This window comes from Stenotrophomonas sp. 05N37 (genome assembly GCF_056397365.1).
This window is the reverse complement of record NZ_JBFTNG010000003.1, coordinates 152,355-172,304: the sequence shown is the minus strand read 5'-3', so window position 1 is coordinate 172,304 and position 19,950 is coordinate 152,355. Positions and strand designations below refer to the sequence as shown.

Here is a 19,950-nt window from a genome sequence, read left to right as displayed (position 1 = left end):
GGCCTTCCTTCCTCAACGGATCCGCCCCCATGAAGATTGCCCTCGTTGGTGCCACCGGCAACATCGGTCGTGAAATCGCCCGCCAGGCCCTCGCCCGCGGTCATCAGGTCACCGCCATCGTGCGCCGTGAGAACGACCTGCCGGCCGAACTGGACGGCGCCCAGCTGGCCGTCGCCGCGCTGGACGATACCGATGCCCTGGCGGCGGTGATCGCCGGCCACGATGTGCTGGCCAGCGCCTTCGGCCCGCGTCCGGGCGATGCGCCCGGCACCGTCACCAGCGTCAGCGCGGCGCTGGTCAAGGCTGCGCGCCAGGCCGGCGTGCCGCGCTTCATCATGGTCGGCGGTGCCGGCAGCCTGGAAGTGGCCCCCGGCGTGCAGCTGGTGGATACCGAGGGCTTCCCGGACGCCTACAAGCCGGTCGCCCTGGCCGCCCGCGACACGCTCAGGCAGCTGCAGGCCGTCGATGACCTCGACTGGACCTTCTATTCCCCCGCTGCCGAGATCGGCCCGGGTCCGCAGCGCGGCGGCTTCCGCACCCAGGCAAAGACCTTCCTGGCGGCCGCCGACGGCCACAGCCGGATCAGCTACGCCGACTACGCCGATGCGTTCGTCAGTGAGATCGAGACGCCGCAGTACGTGCGCCAGATCGCGACGGTTGCGTATTGAAGCAGGCGCCGGCCGGTGGTCGGCACCGACAGAGCAGCCGAGCATGGCTCGGCTCTACCCGGTCCCGGCGTGATGCCGGGGCCGTGCCGAAGCGCCGGCCGGTGGTCGGCGCCGATAGAGCAGCCGAGCATGGCTCGGCTCTACCCGGTCCCGGCGTGATGCCGGGGCCGTGCCGAAACGCCGGCCGGTGGTCGGCACCGACAGAGCAGCCGAGCGTGGCTCGGCTCTACCCGGCCCCGGTGTGATGCCGGGGCCGTACCGAAGCGCCGGCCGGTGGTCGGCGCCGATAGAGCAGCCGAGCATGGCTCGGCTCTACCCCGTCCCGGTGTGATGCCGGGGCTGTACCGAAGCGTCGGCCGGTGGTCGGCGCCGATAGAGCAGCCGAGCATGGCTCGGCTCTACCCCGTCCCGGTGTGATGCCGGGCCGTACCGAAGCGCCGGCCTGTGGTCGGCGCCGATAGAGCAGCCGAGCATGGCTCGGCTCTACCCCGTCCCGGTGTGATGCCGGGGCTGTACCGCACAGGAAACCTTGAGATGCCGAACTTCCCGCGCACCGCCCTGACGCTCGCACTGTCCGTCGCCACCGCGCTTGGCGTGACCGCCCCCGCCGTAAGCGAGGCCTCCGCTGCCGCCGCCCAGACCCATGCGCTGCACGTGCAGCCCTACCATCCCGGCGACACGGCGCTGTTCTCGGTGGCCTCCACCCTGATCACCGGCCAGCACGACGCCGTATTGATCGACGCCCAGTTCGCCGCCTCCGACGCCGCCCAGCTGGTGCAGCGCATCCGCGACTCCGGCAAGCACCTCACCACCATCTACATCAGCCACGGCGACCCGGACTACTACTTCGGCCTGGCCACCCTGCAGGACGCGTTCCCCGACGCCCGCATCGTCGCCACCGCCCAGACCGTCGCCCACATCACCGCCACCCAGGCCGGCAAACTCGCTTACTGGGGCCCGCAGATGGGCGCCGACAAACCCGCACGCATCGTCATCCCGCAGGTGCTGGACGGCACCGCCCTCACCCTCGACGGCCAGCCGCTGCGCATCATCGGCCTCGACGGCCCCACCCCGGACCGCACCGTCGTCTGGATTCCCTCCCTGCGCACCGTCCTCGGCGGCATTCCCATCGTCGCCGGCGAACACGTCTGGATGGCCGACACCCAGAGCGCGCAGTCGCATGCCAAGTGGCTCGCCACCCTCGCCACCATCAAGGCCCTCAAGCCCACCCGCGTCATCCCTGGCCACTACGCCAGCGGCGCGAAACTGGACAGCAGCGCCCTCGATTTCACAGCGGCCTACATCCGCGCCTTCGACGAAGAAACCGCACGCAGCCGCAACGCCGATGCGTTGATTGCCGCGATGAAGAAACGCTACCCCACCCTCCAGGGCGTCAGCTCGTTGGAGGTGAGTGCGAAGGTCGCCAAGGGTGAAATGCAGTGGCCGTGACGTTGGATTGAAGCGATGTAGAACTGCCGCACTTTTCGCAGCTCGAACCATCACCGCATGTTGAAACACGATCGGCGATCAATCGGGATGCGACCCGATTGCGGCGCAAACTGCCGCCAGCGATGAGGCACCCCATCGTTCGCAGCTCATGCCACCGCCAGATGATGAAGCACGGTCGGCGATCGATCCCAATGCAACCCAACTAGAAAAAAAATTCCGCCTCCCTAAACAGGGTGCTGCTCCTAGCAGTCGCAGTCACAATTGCAGTTGCAGTCGCAGTCGCAGTTGCAGTTGCAGTTGCAGTCGCAGTTGCAGTTGCAGTTGTAGTCGCAGTTGCAGTCGCAGTCGCAGTTGCACTTGCAGTTGCAGTAGCCGTTGCACTTCCCCAGCCCACCGACACGGTATCAAAGGGTGGCGTGGGTGGGGCTGCGGGACCGTCGTGCGCCATGGATGGCGCACGCGAGCCTCCAGGGATGGATTCACGGCGTGTCCCGCAGCCCCACCCACGCCGCCCAAACCGTCTGCACAAGGACACCACAGCTTTTGACGTTATTGCAGTTGCAGTTGACGTTGACGTTGACGTAGATCTTCAAACGCCACCCAACGCTCAACAGTCATCAAGATGATCGAACAACCCCGGCTGGCTCACCGCCTCACGCTCCCGGAATCCCCCCAACCCCACCCCCACCAACCGATAGCGCGTCTCCGCCGGCAGATCCACCCGCGCCCGCAACGCCAACGCGATATCGCGCAACTCTTCCAGTGACTCCGGCGGCGACTCCGGCGTAAAGCTCCGCGTAATGATCCGGAACTGCGACGTCTTCAACTTCAGCACCACCGTGTGCCCCACCCGCTCCGTCTTCCGCGTCGCCTGCCACGTCTTTCCCGCCAGCTCCACGATTGCCGCGTCCAGTGCATCCAGCGGCAGATCCTCGGCGAACGTATCCTCCGACGAAATCGACTGCACCGGCTGGTCCGGCTCCACCGCACGCTCATCGATCCCCCGCGCGCGGTGGTACAACCGCGCACCGAAACTGCCGAACCGCCCTTCCAGCTGCTCCAGCGGCAACGCGCGCAGATCACCCACCGTCGCGATCCCCAGCTCGGCCAGCTTGGCCTCCATCACCTTGCCCACGCCCGGCACGCGATTGACCGGCAGCGGCGTCAGGAAGCGCTCCACGCGATGCGGCGGCACCACGAACTGACCATCCGGCTTGCGCCAATCCGAGGCGATCTTGGCCAGGAACTTGTTCGGTGCGATCCCCGCCGACGCCGTCAACCGCGTCTCCTCCCGGATCTGCGCCCGGATGATCTCCGCGATCTCCGTCGCCACCGTCATCCCGCCCTTGTGCACCGTCACATCCAGGTACGCCTCGTCCAGCGACAGCGGCTCCACCAGGTCGGTATGCCGCAGGAAAATCTCCCGCACCTGCCGCGACACCGCCTTGTAACGCACGAAGTCCGGCGGCACGAACACCGCGTCCGGGCACAGCCGCTCCGCGCGCAACGCCGGCATCGCCGACCGGATCCCGAACACCCGCGCCTCGTACGATGCCGCGCACACCACCGAGCGTGCGCCCTTCCACGCCACCACCACCGGACGCCCGCGCAGCGACGGATCGTCGCGCTGCTCCACCGACGCGTAGAACGCGTCCATGTCCACGTGAATGATTTTGCGCAGAACGGACACGTCGGGAAGGCTCGGGCCTGGAAGCGGATTGCTAGATGAACAAGATTACAGCCACACGCCTGAGTATGGTCTTTTCATAACAACAACATGCGTTTTTCAAGCTGAAAACACTACGCCAGCGTACGGTTAAAACGTTTGATTGAATCACTTTTCCTCTGCACTCTTGCGCACTTGTAACCCAGCAACACAGCCGCCCCAGGGCCGGCTTCACCCGATGGCAACTTCTTCAGGATTGCGCTTTCCATGACTCGTCTCCACGCGTTCTCGCGCGAACAACTGCTGGCCAGCGCCCGCGGTGAACTGTTCGGCCCGGGCAGCGGTCGCCTGCCCAACGATCCGATGCTGATGTTCGATCGCATCACCGACATCCGCGACGACGGCGGCCCCCACGGCAAGGGACTGGTACGCGCCGAACTGGATATCCGCCCCGACCTGTGGTTCTTCGGCTGCCACTTCATCGGCGACCCGGTCATGCCCGGCTGCCTCGGCCTGGATGCCATGTGGCAGCTCACCGGCTTCTACCTGACCTGGCTCGGCGCCCCCGGCCGCGGCCGCGCCCTGGGCTGTGGCGAAGTGAAGTTCACCGGCCAGGTGTTGCCCGAAGCGAAGCTCGTCAGCTACGAAATCGACATTACCCGCGTCATCAACCGCAAGCTGGTGATGGCCCAGGCCGACGCCCGCATGCTGGTGGACGGCCGCGAAATCTATTCCGCCAAGGACCTCCGCGTAGGTCTGTTCACCTCCACCGAGAACTTCTGATGCGTCGCGTCGTCATTACCGGAATGGGCATTACCTCGTGCCTGGGCAACGATCTGGACACGGTGTCCAGCGCACTGCGTGAGGGCCGTGCCGGCATCCGCACCCTGCCCGACCACGCCGAAGCCGGCCTGCGCAGCCACGTCGGCGGCAACATCGAACTGGACCTTGACGCGCAGATCGACCGCAAGGTGAAGCGCTTCATGAGCGATGCCTCGGCGTACGCCTATATCGCCATGCGCGATGCGATCGCCGATGCCGGCCTGGACGAGGGCCAGGTCGCCAACCCGCGCACCGGCCTGATTGCCGGTTCCGGCGGCGGTTCCAGCCAGTGGCAGGTGGAATCGGCCGACATCCTGCGCGCGCGTGGCGTGCGCAAGGTCGGCCCGTACATGGTGCCGCGCACGATGTGCTCGACCGTGTCGGCGTGCCTGGCCACCGCGTTCCAGATCAAGGGCCTGAGCTACTCGCTGTCCGCCGCCTGCGCGACCTCCGCGCACTGCATCGGCGCGGCCGCCGACCTGATCCGCCACGGTGCCCAGGACGTGATGTTCGCCGGCGGTGGTGAGGACCTGCACTGGTCGATGAGCGTGATGTTCGACGCCATGGGCGCGCTGTCCACCCGCTTCAACGAGACCCCGGCCTCGGCCTCGCGCCCGTATGACAAGGACCGCGACGGCTTCGTCATCGCCGGCGGCGGCGGCATGCTGGTGCTGGAAGACTACGACCACGCCGTGGCCCGTGGCGCGCGCATCTACGCCGAACTGGTCGGCTACGGCGTCACGTCCGACGGCGCCGACATGGTCGCCCCGTCCGGTGAAGGCGCGGTGCGCTGCATGAACATGGCCATGGCCAACCTGTCCGGCCCGATCGACTACCTCAACACGCACGGCACCTCGACCCCGCTGGGCGACGTCACCGAGCTGAAGGCGGTGCGCGAAGTGTTCGGCGAATCGATCCCGCCGTTGTCCTCGACCAAGGCCCTGTCCGGCCACTCGCTGGGCGCGGCAAGCGTGCACGAGGCGATCTACTGCCTGCTGATGATGCGCGACGGCTTCATCGCCGGCTCGGCGAACATCGGCGAACTCGACCCGCTGGTCGAAGGTTTCCCGATCGTGCGCGCCAGCCAGGAGGCGCAGTTGAACACGGTGATGTCCAACAGCTTCGGCTTCGGCGGCACCAACGCGGCGCTGGTGTTCGGCCGGGTGTGATGCGCGGTTGATGCCGTGACGAGAAAGCCCGGCCAATGCGCCGGGCTTTTTTTCTTTGGTCTGGCGTTCATGGTGCCGGAACGAAGAGCAGCCGAGCATGGCTCGGCTCTACCGACGTGGCATCAGGCCACATGACCGGATGCCGTACCGGCAATCCCACATCACGCGTGACCGGATGACGCGCCGGCAATCCCGCACCACGCGTGACCGGATCACGCGCCGGCAATCCCGCATCACGCATGACCGGATCACGCGCCGGCAATCCCGCATCGCACATGACCGGATCACCCGCCGGCAATCCCGCACCACGCATGACCGGATCACGCGCCGGCAATCTCGCATCACGCATCACGCATGACAGGATCACCCGCCGGCAATCCCGCATCACGCATGACCGGTTCACGTGCCGGCAATCCCGCATCGCGCATGACCGGATCACGCGCCGGCAATCCCGCATCGCGCATGACCGGATCACGCGCCGGCAATCCCGCATCGCGCATGACCGGATCACGCGCCGCAATCTCACTCCGCGCATGACCGGTAGTGCCGAGCCATGCTCGGCAACCGCGCGCAGCGCGGCATACGCGTCCGAAGGCAACATCCATCAAAGCGCCCTCGGGGTTGCCGGCATGGAACCAGCCCGACGCCTTGGGTTCGGCGGTCATGTTGTCGGAACGGAGAGCAGCCGAGCATGGCTCGGCTCTACCGACGTGGCATCAGGCCATATGGCCGGATGCCGTGCCGGCAATGCCACATCACGCGTGATCGGATGACGCGTCGGCAATCCCGCACCGCGCATGACCGGATGACGCGTCGGCAATCCCGCACCGCGCATGACCGGATGACGCGCCGGCAATCCCGCACCGCGCATGACCGGATGACGCGCCGGCAATCCCGCACCGCCCATGACCGGATGACGCGCCGGCAATCCCGCACCGCCCATGACCGGTAGTGCCGAGCCATGCTCGGCAACCGCGCGCAGCGCGGCGTGCGCGTCCGAAGGCAACACCCATCAAAGCGCCGTCGCGGTTGCCGGCATGGCACCTGCCCGACGCCCTGGGTCCGACGCCCTTGGTCCGACGCCGTTGGTCAGGCGCCGTTGGTCAGGCGGCGTTGGTCAGGCGGTCATGTTGCCGGCACGAAGAGCAGCCGAGCGTGGCTCGGCTCTACCGTAGGTGCGGCAGCAGCAATGCGTGCGCGTCCACCAGCGAACCGACGATGCGGTGGCCGAGCGCGCGCAGGTCCTCGTCGGGGTGCACCAGGTCGGGGACCTGGATCGCGGTCATGCCCGCGCCGACCGCTGCGCGGATACCCGCCGGCGAATCCTCCAGCGCCAGGCAGCGCGCCGGCTCCTTGCCCAGCTTCCGCGCGGCCAGCAGGTAGATGTCCGGCGCCGGCTTGGGGTGGGCCACGTCGCTGCTGGTCACCACCACGTCGAAGAACGCCAGCAACCCGGACGCCGCCAGCTTGCGCGAGGCGCGCGGCTGCCGGGTCGAGGTGGCCACCGCGCGCGGGATGTCGTGCTCGCGCAACAACTGCAGAAGTTCCAGGATGCCCGGCCGCAACGGCAGCCCGGCATGCGTGCGTGCTTCGTACAGGTCATGGCAGCGCGCGAACAACGCCGCCACCTGCCCGGCCTCGATGTGCTGCAGCAACAGGCGCTCGCAGTCGCGATCACCCAGCCCGACCAGGCGCAGCCAGAAGCCATCCTCGATGGGCAGCCCCAGTTCCTGCGCGGCCTGGCTCCAGCACGCGATCGACACCCGCTCGCTGTCGATCATCAGGCCATCCATGTCGAAGATGACCGCGTCAGGCAGGAACGGCAGCGCCGCGATCGCACTCATGGCACGTTGAACAGTGTGTCCAGGTCGGCCGCGTCGAGCATGCGCCACTGGCCTTCGCCCAGCCCGCCCAGGGTCAGCCCGCCGACGCGGCTGCGGTGCAGCGCCTCGACGTGGTTGCCGACCGCCGCGAACATGCGCCGCACCTGGTGGTAACGCCCTTCGTGCAGCACCAGCTCGGCCTCGCGCGGCGACCGCACCTCCAGCTCGGCCGGCAACAGCGGCTTGTCGTCGGATTCCAGCAGCAGCGTGCCGCTGGCGAAGCGTGCGGCCTCATCGCCGCGCAGGTCCTCGGCCAGGGTCACCTCGTAGGCCTTGTCCAGGCGCGACTTGGGCGACACGATGCGATGCAGCAGCGCGCCGTCGTCGGTCATCAGCAGCAGGCCGCTGGTGTCGCGGTCCAGGCGGCCCACCGAGGACAGCACCGGCGCGCGGTCGCGGTACCGCGGCGGCAGCAGGTCGTAGATCAACCGGCCCTTGTCCTTGGTCGAACAGGTGTAGCCGCGCGGCTTGTGCAGCATCAGGGTGAGCCCCTGCGGCGGGTCCAGCGGCTCGCCCTCGACCCGGATCGCCTCGTGCGCGACCACGTCGTCGGCGTACAGCACCTCGCCTTCGGCATCGGTGACCAGGCCCTCGCGGAACATGCCCTGCACCTGCTTGCGGCTGCCATAGCCCAGGTTGGCCAACAACTTGACCAGCTTCATGCGCGGCCTCCGCGGCCCCACTTCGGCTCGGTGCTGCGCGGGGCACGGGCCGGGGTGGCGCTCTTGCTGGCCTTGGTCGCTTCGATCAGCTTGAAGCCATCGCGCTCGGCGGCCACGCGGACCTGGCCGAAGCTTTCGTTGAGGATCTGCTCATACGGCAGGTGGCGGTTGGCCACCAGCCACATCCGCCCGCCCGGGCGCAGCGCCTGCGCGGCCACGGCGATGAAGCGCTGGCCGATGTCGGGGCGGTCGGCGCGCGACGGGGTGTGGAACGGCGGATTGGTGACGATGAAGTCGTACTCGGCCTCGATCCCGGCAGTGACATCCTGCCAGTGGTAGGCCAGGGTGGCCGGCTTGTCGAGCCTGGCCAGGTTTTCCCGGGCCAACGCCAGCGCGCGGCCTTCGGCCTCGTACAGGTCCAGCGCGGTCACGCCCGGGCAGCGCGCCAGCACTTCGGCCGACAGGTACCCGAAGCCGGCACCGAGATCGGCACCGCGCCCGGCCAGATCGGCCGGCAGCTGCTCCACCAGCAGCGCCGAAGCCGGGTCGATGCGATCCCAGGCAAAGATGCCCGGTCGGCTCTGGAAGCGCCCGCCGAGGATCGCGCGGGGTGCGTCCAGGGTGGCCCAGCGCTGCGCCAGCGCGGCGTCGTGCTGGCCGTTCAGCGGCGCGGTCCAGTAGGCCCGGCAATGGTTCTTGGTGAGCTTGCCGCCCAGCCCGGTCAGCTGCTGCAGGTCGCCTTCGCCGGAGCGCGCGCCCTCGTTGTTGTGCTGGCAGGCCACCACGATCCCGCCCGGGGCGGCCAGCGCCACGGCGCGGGCGAACAGGGCCTTGGCCTCTTCACGCTGGCGCGGTGGCAGCACCAGCACCACTGCGTAACGGGTGGGGTCATCGGCCAGCTGCTGCTCGTCGCGCACGGTCCAGCCATTGGCTTCCAGGGCGTCGGCAAACGGGCGGAAGCTCTGCTCGCAGACCAGTTGGCCCGGCTGGGCGTGCTCGCGCAGCGGCCAGCCATCGCGGGCGCGCAGGAACAACACGGGGCCGGCGGGCCAGGACAGCACGCCACTGGCGAACGGCAGGAACAGGGTTTCCAGGGGAGCGTCGTGCTGGGCAGCCATCGGGGGGCACATCTTGAAAGAGACCGCCATTCTACCGGTTCGCCCGGATCGCCCCCGCCGTGCCCCGATTTGCGTTTATTCAACGCGGCGTTGATCCCCTGCCAACATCCCAACCGTCAGGGTGGAGGCTCACTTGCGATGGAGATGGCTCATGCGTGCATTGTTTGTCGGTGGCGTGGTGGACAACAGCGAAATGGACATCGAGGGCGCCCAGCCCCCGGTGCACTACCCGCAGGACACCGGCGGCGGGCACTCGCGCTACCGCCTGCACCAGGTGGGCAAGCAGTCCGATGGCAGCGTGGCCTATGCGGTATACGGTGCGCCGGACATGGCCGACGACGAGGTGGCGCGGGTAGCCGATGAACGCGCCTACGCGCGCCGTTTCGAAGCCGAGCCGGAAGTGTTCCAGCACTGAGGGCCCCCGGCAGGTACCGGCCATCGGCCGGTACCCCGCCGGAGAACCGGCTATTCCACTGGCGGCAACTGCCGGATCGCCGTGATCCGGTCCAACCAGACCAGATGCTGCTGCACCGGCGCATCCAGGTCGTCCAGCCGCAACTGGCCGTTGCTGCCTTCGTTCTCGTCGGCATCGCGATACTGCTGGAGGGTCGGCTGCACCGCTACCGTGCCCAGCACGCGGCTGCCGTCGTCGAGGGTCAGTTCCACCCGGGTCTGCCCGTGCAGCTGGGGCAGCAAGGCCTCCAGCGCGGCGATTTCAGCCGGATCGGTGTGGATGTGCGGGGCGTAACGGGACATGAGGGACTCCTCTGGCATGAACATGCGTGGCCACCCACCCGGGGGTGAGCGGCACGCGCGATTCGGATCGGGAGACGGTCAGCGGCGCTGCCCGCCCAGCACGCTGCGCACCGCCGACACCAGCTGCGCCACGGAATAGGGCTTGGCCACGTGCTCCTGGAAGCCGGAGGCCAGCGCGCGCTTGCGGTCATCGGCGCGCGCCAGTGCGGTCACCGCGACGGCGGGCAGTTCCGCCGCTTCCACGCCGATATCCTCGCGCAGGGTCCGCACCAGGCCGTAGCCATCCATGCCGGGCATGCCGATGTCGGTAAGCAGTACGTCGATCCCCGCGTGGCCGCCCTGGTCCAGCAGCGCCAGCGCCTCGCCGGCCGACGCGGCCGCGGTGACTTCGGCGCCTTGCTCCTCGAGCAACCGGCGCAGGTACTCCAGCACTTCGGGCTGGTCTTCCACCGCCAGCAGGCGCAGGCCCTTGAGCGGGTACGGCTCGATCACCTGCTCGCTGATCGGGCCGCTGAACACTTCGCGCAGCGGCCGGCCATCGGCATGCGGCTGGTAGCCCGGCAGGCGCACGGTGAAGGTGGCGCCGTGCCCATGGCCATCACTGCTGGCCGACACCACGCCGCCGTGCAGCTCCACCAGTTGCTGGGCGATTGCCAGCCCCAGCCCGAGGCCGCCATGGCGGCGGGTGGTGGTGCCGTCGGCCTGGCGGAACCGGCTGAACAGATGGCGCAGGAATTCCGGGGCGATGCCGTCGCCGGTGTCGGCCACGCTGATCGACCAGTGGCCGCCATCCTCGCGAAGGGTGACGGCCACGGTGCCTTCGGCCGGGGTGAACTTGATGGCATTGGAGAGCAGGTTCCACAGCACCTGCTGCAGGCGCGTGGCATCGCCGAGCACCAGGGCCGGCGTCTCGGGCAGGTCCAGGCGCATCTGCAGCGCCTTGCCTTCGGCGACCAGTTCCTGGGCGCGCATCGCTTCGGTGAGCTGCACGCGCAGGTCCAGCACTTCCACTTCCAGCTGCACCTTGCCCAGCAGCATGCTGCTCAGGTCGAGCATGTCCGAGATCAACCGCTTCTGCGCCATCGCGCTGTTGGCGATCACGCCCAGGCCCTTGAACAGCGGGCTGGTGTCGTCCACGCGCTGCAGCAGCAGCTCGCTCCAGCCCAGGATGGTGGTGAGCGGGGTGCGCAGCTCGTGCGACAGCGTGGCCAGGAACTCGTCCTTCAGCCGCGCCATGTTTTCGGCGGCACTGCGCGCGGCGCGCTCGGACTGCAACAGTTCCTCGCGCGCCATTTCGATTTCGCGGCGTTCGGTCACGTCCGGGCTGCTGCCGGCCAGGCCGATGAACCGGCCCATCCGCGAGAAACGCGGGCGCGCGTTCATTTCCAGCCAGCGCCACTGGCCATCGGCACGACGGCCACGCACCAGCGCATGCATGGAGCGCTGCGCCTTCAGGGCTTCCTGCAGTTCGTAGTCGAACACCGAGGCATCGTCGGGATGCACCAGGCCACGCCAGACGTCTTCGGGCACCCGTTCATCGCCGCCGAAGAATTCGGTGAAAGCGCTGTTGACGAAACGGGCATGGCCGCGCTCGTCGAGCACCCACACCGGCATCGGCAGGCCATCGGCCAGCGCGCTGAAGCGCGCCTCGCTCTCGGCCAGTTCCACTTCGATCTGCTTGCGGCTGGAGATGTCGAAGAACACAACGGCGACGCGGTGGTCGCCCGGCTCGCCCACCCGCACCGCCTCCACCGAATACCAGCGCCCCAAGGCGCGGGCCTCCAGCTCGAACTGCTGCGGTTGGCCGGTCAGGGCGACCTGCCCGTAGAGGCGGAACCAGTCGCTCTCATGCCCCGGCACCATGACGCTCACCTGCTGGCCCGGTGCCCCCACCAGGCCGGTGTTGCGTTCGAAGGCGTCGTTGACCTCCAGGAAGCGGTAGTCCACCGCCTGTTCCTGCTCGAACAGCACCTCGATCACGCAGAAGCCGGCATTCATCTGCTCCAGCATGCTGCGGTACATGCCAGGATCGGATGCAGGCGCCATGAAGGGAGGTCGTTCAAGCGTGGAAGCGGGCAGGCTGGACAAGGGCGTCAATGGGGCAATCGGCGAAACGGAGAGACACAGCATCTTCCAGAGCGCGTATTCGTAGCGTCAAGCGCCATGGGTGGGATTGACCTGGGTGAATTCGCGCCAACCGGGCCGACCGGCGGCGCCGCCGGCGATTGTCCCGCCGGAGCATCGGGATCACACTCGGCCTCGATCCCATCCGTGATCGCGACCGAGGAATCCCCATGAACCGCACTCCCTGGATGGCCGGTGCCCTGGCCTGCCTGCTGCTGGTCGGTACGACCGCGGCGGCCGGACCGCGCTCGGTAACCGCCGCCGATGCCCCCCGGGCCCTGAGCGGGGAGGGTCCGGTACAGGTCAATTGGACCGATCCGGCCCAGTTCACCGAGATCCGCGCCAGCAACAACCGCTTCGAGGCCGAGCGCGGCAACTGGGTGCAGCAGCTGGCGCAGTACGTGCGCACCTCGGCCGGCAAGCAGCTGCAGCCGGGCCAGCAGCTGGCCGTGACCTTTACCGATATCAAGCGCGCCGGCGATTACGAGCCCTGGCACGGACCGCGCGGCAACGACATCCGGATCCTGCGCGATGTGTACCCGCCGCGGATCACGCTGACCTACACGCTCAAGGACGCCCAGGGCCGGGTGCTGGGCGAAGGCGAGCGCAAGCTGGTCGACAACGGCTACCTGCACAACATCGGGATGCAGAGCGATACCGATCCGCTGCGCTATGAGAAGCGGCTGCTGGACGACTGGGTCCGCCGCGACCTGCGTGCGCAGGCGACGGCCAGCAACTGAGGCCGTCAGGTGCTGGCGTGGGCGCCGACGGGCGGCGCGGATCGGGCGCTGTCTCCGCCCGGGGCTGCCAGGCGCGTCAGGGCCGCGCAGGCGCCCTCAGGCGCCCAGCAGCGCGTGCGGGACCCGCTTCACCGCGCAGGGCAGCTGGTAGGCACTCACCCCGCATAGCGGCGCCAGCACGTCCAGCCGCGGCGCGTCGCCCCACAGGGTGACGCGGCTGCCCAGCCCGGCCTGCGGCAGGTCGGTAAGGTCCACGGTCAGCATGTCCATCGAGACCCGCCCGATCAGGCGGCCCGGCTGCCCGTCGATCACCACCGGCGTGCCGTTCGGGGCGAACTGCGGATACCCATCGGCATAGCCCAGCGCCACCACCCCGACCCGGGTGGGACGTTCGGCGACGAAGCGCGCCCCATAGCCGACCGGTTCGCCGACCCCGATCTCACGCACCGCGAAGATCGTCGACTGCATCGTCATCACCGGGCGCAGCCGCGCACTCAGTTCCGGGTGCCCGGGCAGCGGGTTGGCGCCATACAGCATCAGGCCCGGACGCACCCAGTCACTGCGCACGTCCGGCCAGCCCAGCAGGGCCGGCGAGTTGCACAGGCTGGTCTCGCCGGCCAGGCCCGCGATCGTGGCGGCGAACAGCTCGGCCTGCTCGCGCGTGCGCGGGCTGTCCAGTTCGTCGGCGCGTGCCATGTGGCTCATCAGCACCATCGGCCCCACCTGCGGCAGCGCGGACAGGCGCGCATGCGCGGCGCGGAAGTCCGCCGGCGACAGCCCCAGCCGGTGCATGCCGCTGTCCAGTTTCAGCCAGATCCGCAGCGTCGCGGTGGTCTGGAACGCCGCCACCGCCTCCACCTGCCACGGCGTGCCCACTGCGAACCACAGATCGTGCTGCACGATCAGGGGCAATTCGTCGGCGTCGAAGAACCCTTCCAGCAGCACGATGGGCGTGGTGATGCCGGCCTGGCGCAGTTCCAGCGCTTCTTCGATGCAGGCCACGCCGAACGCATCGGCCTCGCCCTGCAGCGCGCGCGCGCAGTCGATGGCGCCATGGCCGTAGGCATCGGCCTTGATCGCGGCCAGGGTCTTGCGACCGCCACCGAGTTCACGGGCGAGGCGGAAATTGGCGCGCAACGCGTCCAGGTCGATCAACGCGCGGGCTGGGCGCATGCTTTGGGCTCACTATGAACAACGGATGCGGCGGCATGGCCGTAACGGAAGATATCCAGACCTTCGGTGCTGATCTGCGGCTGGCGCGCGCTCATCAGGTCGGCCAGGTAACGGCCCGAACCGCAGGCCATGGTCCAGCCCAGCGTGCCGTGGCCGGTGTTGAGGAACAGGTTGCGGTACGGGGTGGCGCCGATCACCGGCGTGCCATCCGGGGTGGCCGGGCGCAGCCCGGTCCAGAACTCGGCGCGCGACAGGTCGCCGCCATGCGGGTACAGGTCGCCGACCACCTTTTCCAGGGTGGCGCGGCGGCGCGGCGACAGTGACAGGTCGAACCCGCCCACTTCGGCCATGCCACCGACGCGGATGCGGTCGTCGAAGCGGGTCACGGCCACCTTGTAGCTCTCGTCCAGGATGGTCGAGGTCGGGGCCATCGCCGCGTTGGTGATCGGCAGGGTCAGCGAATACCCCTTGAGCGGGTACACCGGCAGGCGCAGGCCGAGCGGGTCCACCAGCGACGGCGAATAGCTGCCGAGTGCGACCACGTAGCGGTCGGCGGTTTCCAGCGTGCCGTCGATGCGCACGCCGGTAATGCGGTCGCCGTCGGTCTGCAGGCCGGCGATGTCCTGGTCGAAGCGGAACTCGACCCCGGCGTCCACGCACATCTGCGCCAGGCGAAGGGTGAACAGCTGGCAGTCGCCGGTCTGGTCGCGCGGCAGCCACAGCGCGCCGACGAGCGTGTCGGCCACGCCGGCCAAGGCCGGTTCGTGGGCGATGATGCCCTCGCGGTCGAGCACCTTGTAGGGCACCCCGTACTGCGCCAGCACCTCGATGTCCTGTGCGGAGGCATCCAACTGCTGCTGGGTGCGGAACAGCTGGGTGGTGCCCAGGTCGCGCCCTTCGAATTCGATGCCGGTCTCACGGCGCAGTTCGTTCAGGCAGTCGCGGCTGTACTCGGACATCCGCACCATGCGCGCCTTGTTGATCGCGTAGCGCTCGTGGGTGCAGTTGCGCAGCATCTCCGCCAGCCACGCGTACTGGCGCCAATCCAGGCCGGGTCGGATCGCCAGCGGCGCGTGCTCGGAGAACAGCCATTTGACCGCCTTCAGCGGCACGCCCGGGGCGGCCCACGGCGAGGTGTAGCCGAACGACAGCTGGCCGGCGTTGGCGAAACTGGTTTCCAGCGCCGGACCGGGCTGGCGGTCCACGACCGTGACTTCAAACCCGGCCTGCCGCAGGTACCAGGCACTGGTGGTGCCGATGACGCCGCTGCCAAGGACTAGAACGCGCATGCTGCTTCTCCAACCCGATCATTCCCTGCACTGGCGCGTGCCGGGACCATAATTGGGCAAGTATATTCCGGCCAAACCAAGCATTTCTCCTGTTTTTAGGATTGCTTGCAGGGTATTGTCTCGCCAACCCCCATGCCTGGATGACGCCCATGGCCGTACGCCCCCGCGAACTGGACAAGATCGACCGCAAGATCCTGCGCATCCTGCAGGCCGAGGGCCGCATTTCCTTCACGGAACTGGGCGAGCGGGTGGGGCTGTCGACCACGCCCTGCACCGAGCGCGTGCGCCGGCTGGAGCGCGACGGGGCGATCACCGGCTACTACGCCAAGCTCGATCCTCACTACCTCAAGGCCAGCCTGCTGGTCTTCGTGGAGATCAGCCTGGCCTACAAGTCCGGCGACATCTTCGAGGAGTTCCGGCGCGCCGCGTTGAAGCTGCCCAACGTGCTGGAATGCCACCTGGTCTCGGGCGATTTCGATTACCTGCTCAAGGCGCGCATCAGCGAGATGGCCTCCTACCGCAAGCTGCTCGGCAGCACCCTGCTGACCCTGCCGCATGTGCGCGAATCCAAGAGCTACATCGTGATGGAAGAGGTCAAGGAAACGCTGACCCTGCCGATCCCGGACTGAGCCGGGAATGCAAAAGGCGGCGCGCTTGCGCGCACCGCCTTCGATCATGCCTCGCGCGCGTCAGCGCTGTTGCTTGGAGTCGGGGTGACGCTGCTGGTCGGGCTGTTTGCCTTTCTGGTTCTGCTGGTCCCACTGCTGCTGGTTCTGCTGGCCGGCCTTCTGGTGCTGCTGACTGCCCTGCTGTTCCTGCTGCGGCATTTTGCCGCCCTTCTGGTTCTGCTGGTTGGTCATGATTGCACTCTTCGGAAAAACCTTGGAATACGCCGCGTTCCGGCGCACGTACAGGGTCCGGGAAAAACGGTTAATCGCAGGCGAAAAAACAGTGAGCGGCATCGTTGATGGAGATGACTGCGTGGCCTGGTTGTGGGGCGTTCATGGAGGCGGCGCTGTGCTTGTACTCATGCACATGCACATGCACATGCGGGCAGCGCTCGCCGCATGTCCACGCGCAGTCGACCGCGCGTCGCGGGACAGAGTCACGCTGCGGGACAGAGGTGATCGTACGAGGCACAGGTGATGGCGCGAGACAGGCCTGATGTCGCAAGCCTGGCCAACTGCCGACCGTGTTACGCGCCGACGAACGGATGAGGCCGAACGAGGTGACGCGCGTGCTGCGCACGGCACCTGCGTTCAAGGTCGCCCTGCCGTCCATCCATGCAGCACCCCGTGCCGTCGACCCGGGATCGACCCCACCAGAATTTACGGCTTGATCTGCTGGCCGTTGCCGCTGGGGATGGCGTCGTAATACTTGCCGGTGCGCGTATCCAGCACGCGGTTGGGGCCGACCTGCCTGGCGCCGGGAATGATGCGGCCGTGGCGGTCGTACACCTTGGGCTGCAGGGTCGGGCCCTGGATCGGTTGCGCCGGCCCGTCGCCCTGGGCCTGGATCGGGTGGGTGCGCAGCTGCTGCTGGACCTGGCTGTCGGACTTCACCGGCGCCATCTGCCCGGACAGGCTGTCGGCCGGGGCCGGACGCACCGGCGTGGGCAGCGGCGTCGGGGCAGGCTGGGAGACCACCACCGGGCGGGTTTTGGTCGGGCTCGGCGGCGGGCCGATCTGCGCCATGGCCGCCGCCGGCAACAGCACCAGCAGCGCGACGGCGAGGCAGGGGTGGCGGGACATGGCGTGCTCCAGCGGGAATCAGGGCTCCACCTTGCACCCACGCGGGTATCAGCACCATGAACAACGCCGATCCACACCGCCCGGGTTGAAGCACCCGCCGCCGACCCAATCTTGAACCCACCCCCGCGAGGAACCGCCATGACCGCCTTCGATCTCTCCCCCCCCAGCGACGCCCAGCGCCAGGCCCTGGAAGCCGGCCTGAGCGCCGATGAGCGCCGCGTGCTGCTCCAGCACGGCACCGAAGCCCCGTTCTGCGGCGTCTTCCTGGACAACAAGCAGGACGGCGTCTACGGCTGCCGCCTGTGCGGGCTGCCGCTGTTCCGTTCCAGCACCAAGTTCGACTCCGGCACCGGCTGGCCGAGCTTCTTTGCCCCGTTCGACCCGGCCCACGTGCGCGAGATCCGCGACATCAGCCACGGCATGATCCGTACCGAAATCGTTTGCGCGCGGTGTGACAGCCATCTCGGCCATGTGTTTCCCGATGGCCCGCCGCCGACCCACGAGCGGCATTGCCTGAATTCGGTCTCGCTGGCGTTCACCGCCAATGGCCAGGCCTATCCGGACCCGCTGCAGCGCGGCGGCGCCGAGGCCCAACCGGCCGGCTGAGCCCGGCGGTGTGAACCGGCCAGGCCCCCCAGGCGGGCAAGTGCGGGCCGTCGGCCCGCGCGGCCCGGGGGGCAAAAGTGTGACGTTGAGCGAACGGCCCCCTTCAGAAAACCTGAATCCGGGCCGACAAGGAGAGGTATCCCCTACTCCCTCCGCGTCGGCCCATGCTCATCTTCGTTGGATTCCTCGTCGTCATCATCAGCGTGCTGGGCGGCTATATCGGCGCGCACGGCAAGCTGGCCGCCCTGTGGCAGCCGTACGAACTGGTCATCATCGGGGGGGCGGCACTGGGCGCGTTCCTGGTCGGCACTCCGATCAAGACCGTCAAGCAGACCCTGCAGGCCACCGTGGGCGTGTTCAAGGGCCCGGCCTACAAGCAGCAGGATTACATCGACGTCCTGAGCCTGCTCTACGAACTGCTCAACAAGGCCCGCCGCGAGGGCTTCATGGCGCTGGAAGACCACGTCGAGCGCCCGGCCGAAAGCAGCATCTTCGCCAACTACCCCAAGGTGCAGGCCGACCACCACCTGGTCGACTTCATCACCGACTGCCTGCGCCTGATGATCGGCAGCAACATCGAGCCGCACGAGCTGGAGCCGTTGCTGGAGCTGGAGCTGGAAAAGCACCACGCCGAAGCGATGCAGCCCTCGGCGGTGCTCAACAAGGTGTCCGATGGACTGCCCGGCTTCGGCATCGTGGCCGCGGTGCTGGGCATCGTGATCACCATGGGCTCGATCGGCGGTGAGATCACCGAAGTCGGCGCCCACGTGGCCGGCGCGCTGGTCGGCACCTTCCTCGGCATCCTGCTGGCCTACGGTTTCGTCAGCCCGCTGGCGGCCGCGGTGGAAGCACGTGCCGAGCAGGACAGCCGCATCTACGAGTCGGTGAAGACGGCGCTGTTGGCCTGCCTGCGCGGCTACAACCCGAAGATCGCCCTCGAATTCGCGCGCAAGACCCTGCCATCCAACGTGCGCCCGGGCTTCAGCGAGTTCGAACAGCACCTCAAGACGGTCAAGTAAGGCACCGCCATGGCCGAGAACAAACCCACCGTCATCGTCCGCCGGGTCCGCAAGGCCGGCCATGCCGCCCACCATGGCGGCGCGTGGAAGGTCGCCTACGCCGACTTCGTGACCGCGATGATGGCCTTCTTCCTGGTGCTGTGGCTGATGGCGGCCACCACCAAGCCCGAGCGCGCGGCCATTTCCGAGTACTTCCGCAACCCCAGCCCGCTGGCCGGGCAGAGTTCGACCCCGGCCCCCGGCATGGCTGGCCCGGGCGGCGCCAGTACGTCGATGATCAAGCTGGGCGGGGCGACCGACATCTCCCGTGGCAACAGCAACGACCCCTTCCAGAACAAGCAGGAAGCGGTGCCGCAGCCGGTGGACCAGCAGGCGCGCGACAAGCAGCAGCTGGAAGCGCTGATGAAGGAACTTCAGGAGGCGATCAGCAAGAGCCAGGCCCTGGAACCGTTCAAGGACCAGCTGCTGCTGGACCTCACCCCGGAAGGCCTGCGCATCCAGATCGTGGACAAGCAGAACCGGCCGATGTTCGACATGGGCAGTGCCGCGCTCAAGCCGTATACGCGCGACATCCTGCGCGAGCTGTCGCAGTTCATCAATCACGTGCCGAACCGGATCAGCATCACCGGCCACACCGACACCACCGCGTACAACGCCGTGCACGGCTACAGCAACTGGGAGCTCAGCGCCGACCGCGCCAACGCCGCCCGCCGTGCACTGCTCGACGGCGGCATGACCGAGGACAAGGTGACCCGCGTGGTCGGCCTGTCTTCCTCGGTGCTGTTCGACAAGGCCCAGCCGGACAACCCGATCAACCGCCGGATCAGCATCGTGGTGATGACCAAGGCCGCCGAAGCCGCCGCGCTGGCCGGTGCCGGCCAGGAGCTGGCGCTGTCGCCCACCGCCGCCGACGCCGACATCCAGGCCGCCCAGGCACCGCCGACCACGCCCTGAGCGGTACGGGGTGGTCGGTGGTCGGCCATGCGGTTGCGCGGACGCTCGGACGCGCGCCCGACGGGGCGACGCGCGCGCCGCCTTGGCAGGGTCGCGCCCAG

General features: G+C 68.2%; 21 protein-coding genes. 11 read left to right on the top strand and 10 right to left on the bottom strand.

The annotated features are described in order from the left end of the window. Positions 1-29: 29 nt before the first annotated feature. Positions 30-668 carry an NAD(P)-dependent oxidoreductase gene (locus AC1DGC_RS11400; RefSeq protein WP_259207171.1) on the top strand — a complete coding sequence of 213 codons (639 nt, stop codon included), beginning with the start codon at positions 30-32 and terminating at the stop codon, positions 666-668. A gap of 534 nt (positions 669-1,202) precedes the next feature. After that, a complete protein-coding gene (locus AC1DGC_RS11395) occupies positions 1,203-2,117 on the top strand; it encodes an MBL fold metallo-hydrolase (protein WP_478047896.1) in 915 nt (304 codons plus the stop codon). A gap of 607 nt (positions 2,118-2,724) precedes the next feature. On the opposite strand, the gene dinB is transcribed toward AC1DGC_RS11395, so the two are convergent. Then, complete coding sequence (gene dinB, locus AC1DGC_RS11390; RefSeq protein ID WP_394164932.1) at positions 2,725-3,807, bottom strand: DNA polymerase IV; 1,083 nt, start codon at positions 3,805-3,807, stop codon at positions 2,725-2,727. Positions 3,808-4,050: 243 nt separating this feature from the next. On the opposite strand from dinB, the gene fabA reads away from it, so the two are divergent. From fabA to AC1DGC_RS11375, 3 genes are all read left to right on the top strand, one after another. Then, the gene (gene fabA, locus AC1DGC_RS11385) at positions 4,051-4,566 is read left to right on the top strand and encodes a 3-hydroxyacyl-[acyl-carrier-protein] dehydratase FabA (protein WP_038690696.1); all 516 of its coding nucleotides are present in this window, start codon (positions 4,051-4,053) and stop codon (positions 4,564-4,566) included. Beyond that, positions 4,566-5,774 (top strand): beta-ketoacyl-ACP synthase I, encoded by a 1,209-nt coding sequence (fabB, locus tag AC1DGC_RS11380; RefSeq protein WP_478047895.1) that lies wholly within the window; start codon positions 4,566-4,568, stop codon positions 5,772-5,774. Before fabA ends, fabB begins: the two co-directional genes overlap by 1 nt. 239 nt (positions 5,775-6,013) lie before the next feature. Further along, entirely contained in the window at positions 6,014-6,547 is a 534-nt protein-coding gene (locus AC1DGC_RS11375) for a hypothetical protein (protein WP_478047894.1), read from the top strand. Between the two features lie 393 nt (positions 6,548-6,940). Here AC1DGC_RS11375 and AC1DGC_RS11370 read toward each other — a convergent pair whose 3' ends face one another. Genes AC1DGC_RS11370 through AC1DGC_RS11360 form a run of 3 tightly spaced genes read right to left on the bottom strand, consistent with a single transcriptional unit; the run spans position 6,941 to position 9,437 of the window. Continuing rightward, the gene (locus tag AC1DGC_RS11370) at positions 6,941-7,618 is read right to left on the bottom strand and encodes an HAD family hydrolase (RefSeq protein ID WP_394164261.1); all 678 of its coding nucleotides are present in this window, start codon (positions 7,616-7,618) and stop codon (positions 6,941-6,943) included. Continuing rightward, the gene (locus AC1DGC_RS11365) at positions 7,615-8,319 is read right to left on the bottom strand and encodes a pseudouridine synthase (RefSeq protein ID WP_259207186.1); all 705 of its coding nucleotides are present in this window, start codon (positions 8,317-8,319) and stop codon (positions 7,615-7,617) included. The genes AC1DGC_RS11370 and AC1DGC_RS11365 overlap by 4 nt, the downstream gene beginning before the upstream one ends. Then, entirely contained in the window at positions 8,316-9,437 is a 1,122-nt protein-coding gene (locus tag AC1DGC_RS11360; protein ID WP_478047893.1) for a class I SAM-dependent methyltransferase, read from the bottom strand. Before AC1DGC_RS11360 ends, AC1DGC_RS11365 begins: the two co-directional genes overlap by 4 nt. A 151-nt stretch (positions 9,438-9,588) precedes the next feature. On the opposite strand from AC1DGC_RS11360, the gene AC1DGC_RS11355 reads away from it, so the two are divergent. Further along, positions 9,589-9,852, top strand: a complete 264-nt coding sequence (locus AC1DGC_RS11355) for a hypothetical protein (protein ID WP_259207190.1) — start codon at positions 9,589-9,591, stop codon at positions 9,850-9,852. A gap of 50 nt (positions 9,853-9,902) precedes the next feature. Here the strand turns inward: AC1DGC_RS11355 and AC1DGC_RS11350 are convergent, their stop codons facing one another. Both AC1DGC_RS11350 and AC1DGC_RS11345 read right to left on the bottom strand, forming a co-directional pair. Next, complete coding sequence (locus tag AC1DGC_RS11350; protein WP_259207191.1) at positions 9,903-10,193, bottom strand: DUF3247 family protein; 291 nt, start codon at positions 10,191-10,193, stop codon at positions 9,903-9,905. Positions 10,194-10,271: 78 nt separating this feature from the next. After that, a complete protein-coding gene (locus tag AC1DGC_RS11345) occupies positions 10,272-12,323 on the bottom strand; it encodes a hybrid sensor histidine kinase/response regulator (protein WP_394164264.1) in 2,052 nt (683 codons plus the stop codon). 164 nt (positions 12,324-12,487) lie between these two features. Between AC1DGC_RS11345 and AC1DGC_RS11340 the strand changes: the two genes are divergently transcribed. Then, complete coding sequence (locus AC1DGC_RS11340) at positions 12,488-13,057, top strand: DUF3016 domain-containing protein (RefSeq protein ID WP_259207194.1); 570 nt, start codon at positions 12,488-12,490, stop codon at positions 13,055-13,057. Between the two features lie 96 nt (positions 13,058-13,153). On the opposite strand, the gene alr is transcribed toward AC1DGC_RS11340, so the two are convergent. Together alr and AC1DGC_RS11330 are read right to left on the bottom strand one after the other, a co-directional pair. Next, complete coding sequence (gene alr / locus AC1DGC_RS11335; protein WP_259207197.1) at positions 13,154-14,230, bottom strand: alanine racemase; 1,077 nt, start codon at positions 14,228-14,230, stop codon at positions 13,154-13,156. Further along, positions 14,209-15,519 (bottom strand): D-amino acid dehydrogenase, encoded by a 1,311-nt coding sequence (locus tag AC1DGC_RS11330; protein WP_478047892.1) that lies wholly within the window; start codon positions 15,517-15,519, stop codon positions 14,209-14,211. The genes alr and AC1DGC_RS11330 overlap by 22 nt, the downstream gene beginning before the upstream one ends. Positions 15,520-15,668: 149 nt before the next feature. Between AC1DGC_RS11330 and AC1DGC_RS11325 the strand changes: the two genes are divergently transcribed. Continuing rightward, positions 15,669-16,148: an Lrp/AsnC ligand binding domain-containing protein gene (locus AC1DGC_RS11325; RefSeq protein WP_259207200.1), complete on the top strand. Its 480-nt coding sequence runs from the start codon at positions 15,669-15,671 to the stop codon at positions 16,146-16,148. A gap of 60 nt (positions 16,149-16,208) precedes the next feature. On the opposite strand, the gene AC1DGC_RS11320 is transcribed toward AC1DGC_RS11325, so the two are convergent. Beyond that, a complete protein-coding gene (locus tag AC1DGC_RS11320; RefSeq protein ID WP_478047891.1) occupies positions 16,209-16,481 on the bottom strand; it encodes a hypothetical protein in 273 nt (90 codons plus the stop codon). A gap of 366 nt (positions 16,482-16,847) precedes the next feature. After that, entirely contained in the window at positions 16,848-17,270 is a 423-nt protein-coding gene (locus AC1DGC_RS11315; protein ID WP_478047890.1) for a classical arabinogalactan protein 4, read from the bottom strand. 138 nt (positions 17,271-17,408) lie between these two features. Here AC1DGC_RS11315 and msrB point away from each other — a divergent pair, with 138 nt between their 5' ends. The 3 genes from msrB to motB all read left to right on the top strand — a co-directional run bounded on the left by msrB (position 17,409) and on the right by motB (position 19,849). Next, a complete protein-coding gene (gene msrB / locus AC1DGC_RS11310) occupies positions 17,409-17,876 on the top strand; it encodes a peptide-methionine (R)-S-oxide reductase MsrB (RefSeq protein ID WP_259207206.1) in 468 nt (155 codons plus the stop codon). Positions 17,877-18,040: 164 nt separating this feature from the next. Next, the gene (gene motA / locus AC1DGC_RS11305; protein WP_259207208.1) at positions 18,041-18,895 is read left to right on the top strand and encodes a flagellar motor stator protein MotA; all 855 of its coding nucleotides are present in this window, start codon (positions 18,041-18,043) and stop codon (positions 18,893-18,895) included. A 9-nt stretch (positions 18,896-18,904) separates the two neighbouring features. After that, positions 18,905-19,849 (top strand): flagellar motor protein MotB, encoded by a 945-nt coding sequence (motB, locus tag AC1DGC_RS11300; protein ID WP_259207209.1) that lies wholly within the window; start codon positions 18,905-18,907, stop codon positions 19,847-19,849. The last annotated feature ends 101 nt before the right edge of the window (positions 19,850-19,950 follow it).

Coding starts and splice junctions, on each gene's coding strand:
- AC1DGC_RS11340 (WP_259207194.1), top strand. CDS start 12,488: ATGAACCGCACTCCCTGGATGGCCGGTGCCCTGGCCTGCCTGCTGCTG.
- fabA (WP_038690696.1), top strand. CDS start 4,051: ATGACTCGTCTCCACGCGTTCTCGCGCGAACAACTGCTGGCCAGCGCC.
- motA (WP_259207208.1), top strand. CDS start 18,041: ATGCTCATCTTCGTTGGATTCCTCGTCGTCATCATCAGCGTGCTGGGC.
- msrB (WP_259207206.1), top strand. CDS start 17,409: ATGACCGCCTTCGATCTCTCCCCCCCCAGCGACGCCCAGCGCCAGGCC.
- motB (WP_259207209.1), top strand. CDS start 18,905: ATGGCCGAGAACAAACCCACCGTCATCGTCCGCCGGGTCCGCAAGGCC.
- AC1DGC_RS11315 (WP_478047890.1), bottom strand. CDS start 17,270: ATGTCCCGCCACCCCTGCCTCGCCGTCGCGCTGCTGGTGCTGTTGCCG.
- AC1DGC_RS11400 (WP_259207171.1), top strand. CDS start 30: ATGAAGATTGCCCTCGTTGGTGCCACCGGCAACATCGGTCGTGAAATC.
- AC1DGC_RS11365 (WP_259207186.1), bottom strand. CDS start 8,319: ATGAAGCTGGTCAAGTTGTTGGCCAACCTGGGCTATGGCAGCCGCAAG.
- AC1DGC_RS11370 (WP_394164261.1), bottom strand. CDS start 7,618: ATGAGTGCGATCGCGGCGCTGCCGTTCCTGCCTGACGCGGTCATCTTC.
- AC1DGC_RS11320 (WP_478047891.1), bottom strand. CDS start 16,481: ATGCCGCTCACTGTTTTTTCGCCTGCGATTAACCGTTTTTCCCGGACC.
- fabB (WP_478047895.1), top strand. CDS start 4,566: ATGCGTCGCGTCGTCATTACCGGAATGGGCATTACCTCGTGCCTGGGC.
- AC1DGC_RS11325 (WP_259207200.1), top strand. CDS start 15,669: ATGGCCGTACGCCCCCGCGAACTGGACAAGATCGACCGCAAGATCCTG.
- AC1DGC_RS11375 (WP_478047894.1), top strand. CDS start 6,014: ATGACCGGATCACGCGCCGGCAATCCCGCATCGCACATGACCGGATCA.
- alr (WP_259207197.1), bottom strand. CDS start 14,230: ATGCGCCCAGCCCGCGCGTTGATCGACCTGGACGCGTTGCGCGCCAAT.
- AC1DGC_RS11350 (WP_259207191.1), bottom strand. CDS start 10,193: ATGTCCCGTTACGCCCCGCACATCCACACCGATCCGGCTGAAATCGCC.
- AC1DGC_RS11395 (WP_478047896.1), top strand. CDS start 1,203: ATGCCGAACTTCCCGCGCACCGCCCTGACGCTCGCACTGTCCGTCGCC.
- AC1DGC_RS11330 (WP_478047892.1), bottom strand. CDS start 15,519: ATGCGCGTTCTAGTCCTTGGCAGCGGCGTCATCGGCACCACCAGTGCC.
- AC1DGC_RS11360 (WP_478047893.1), bottom strand. CDS start 9,437: ATGGCTGCCCAGCACGACGCTCCCCTGGAAACCCTGTTCCTGCCGTTC.
- AC1DGC_RS11345 (WP_394164264.1), bottom strand. CDS start 12,323: ATGCTGTGTCTCTCCGTTTCGCCGATTGCCCCATTGACGCCCTTGTCC.
- AC1DGC_RS11355 (WP_259207190.1), top strand. CDS start 9,589: ATGCGTGCATTGTTTGTCGGTGGCGTGGTGGACAACAGCGAAATGGAC.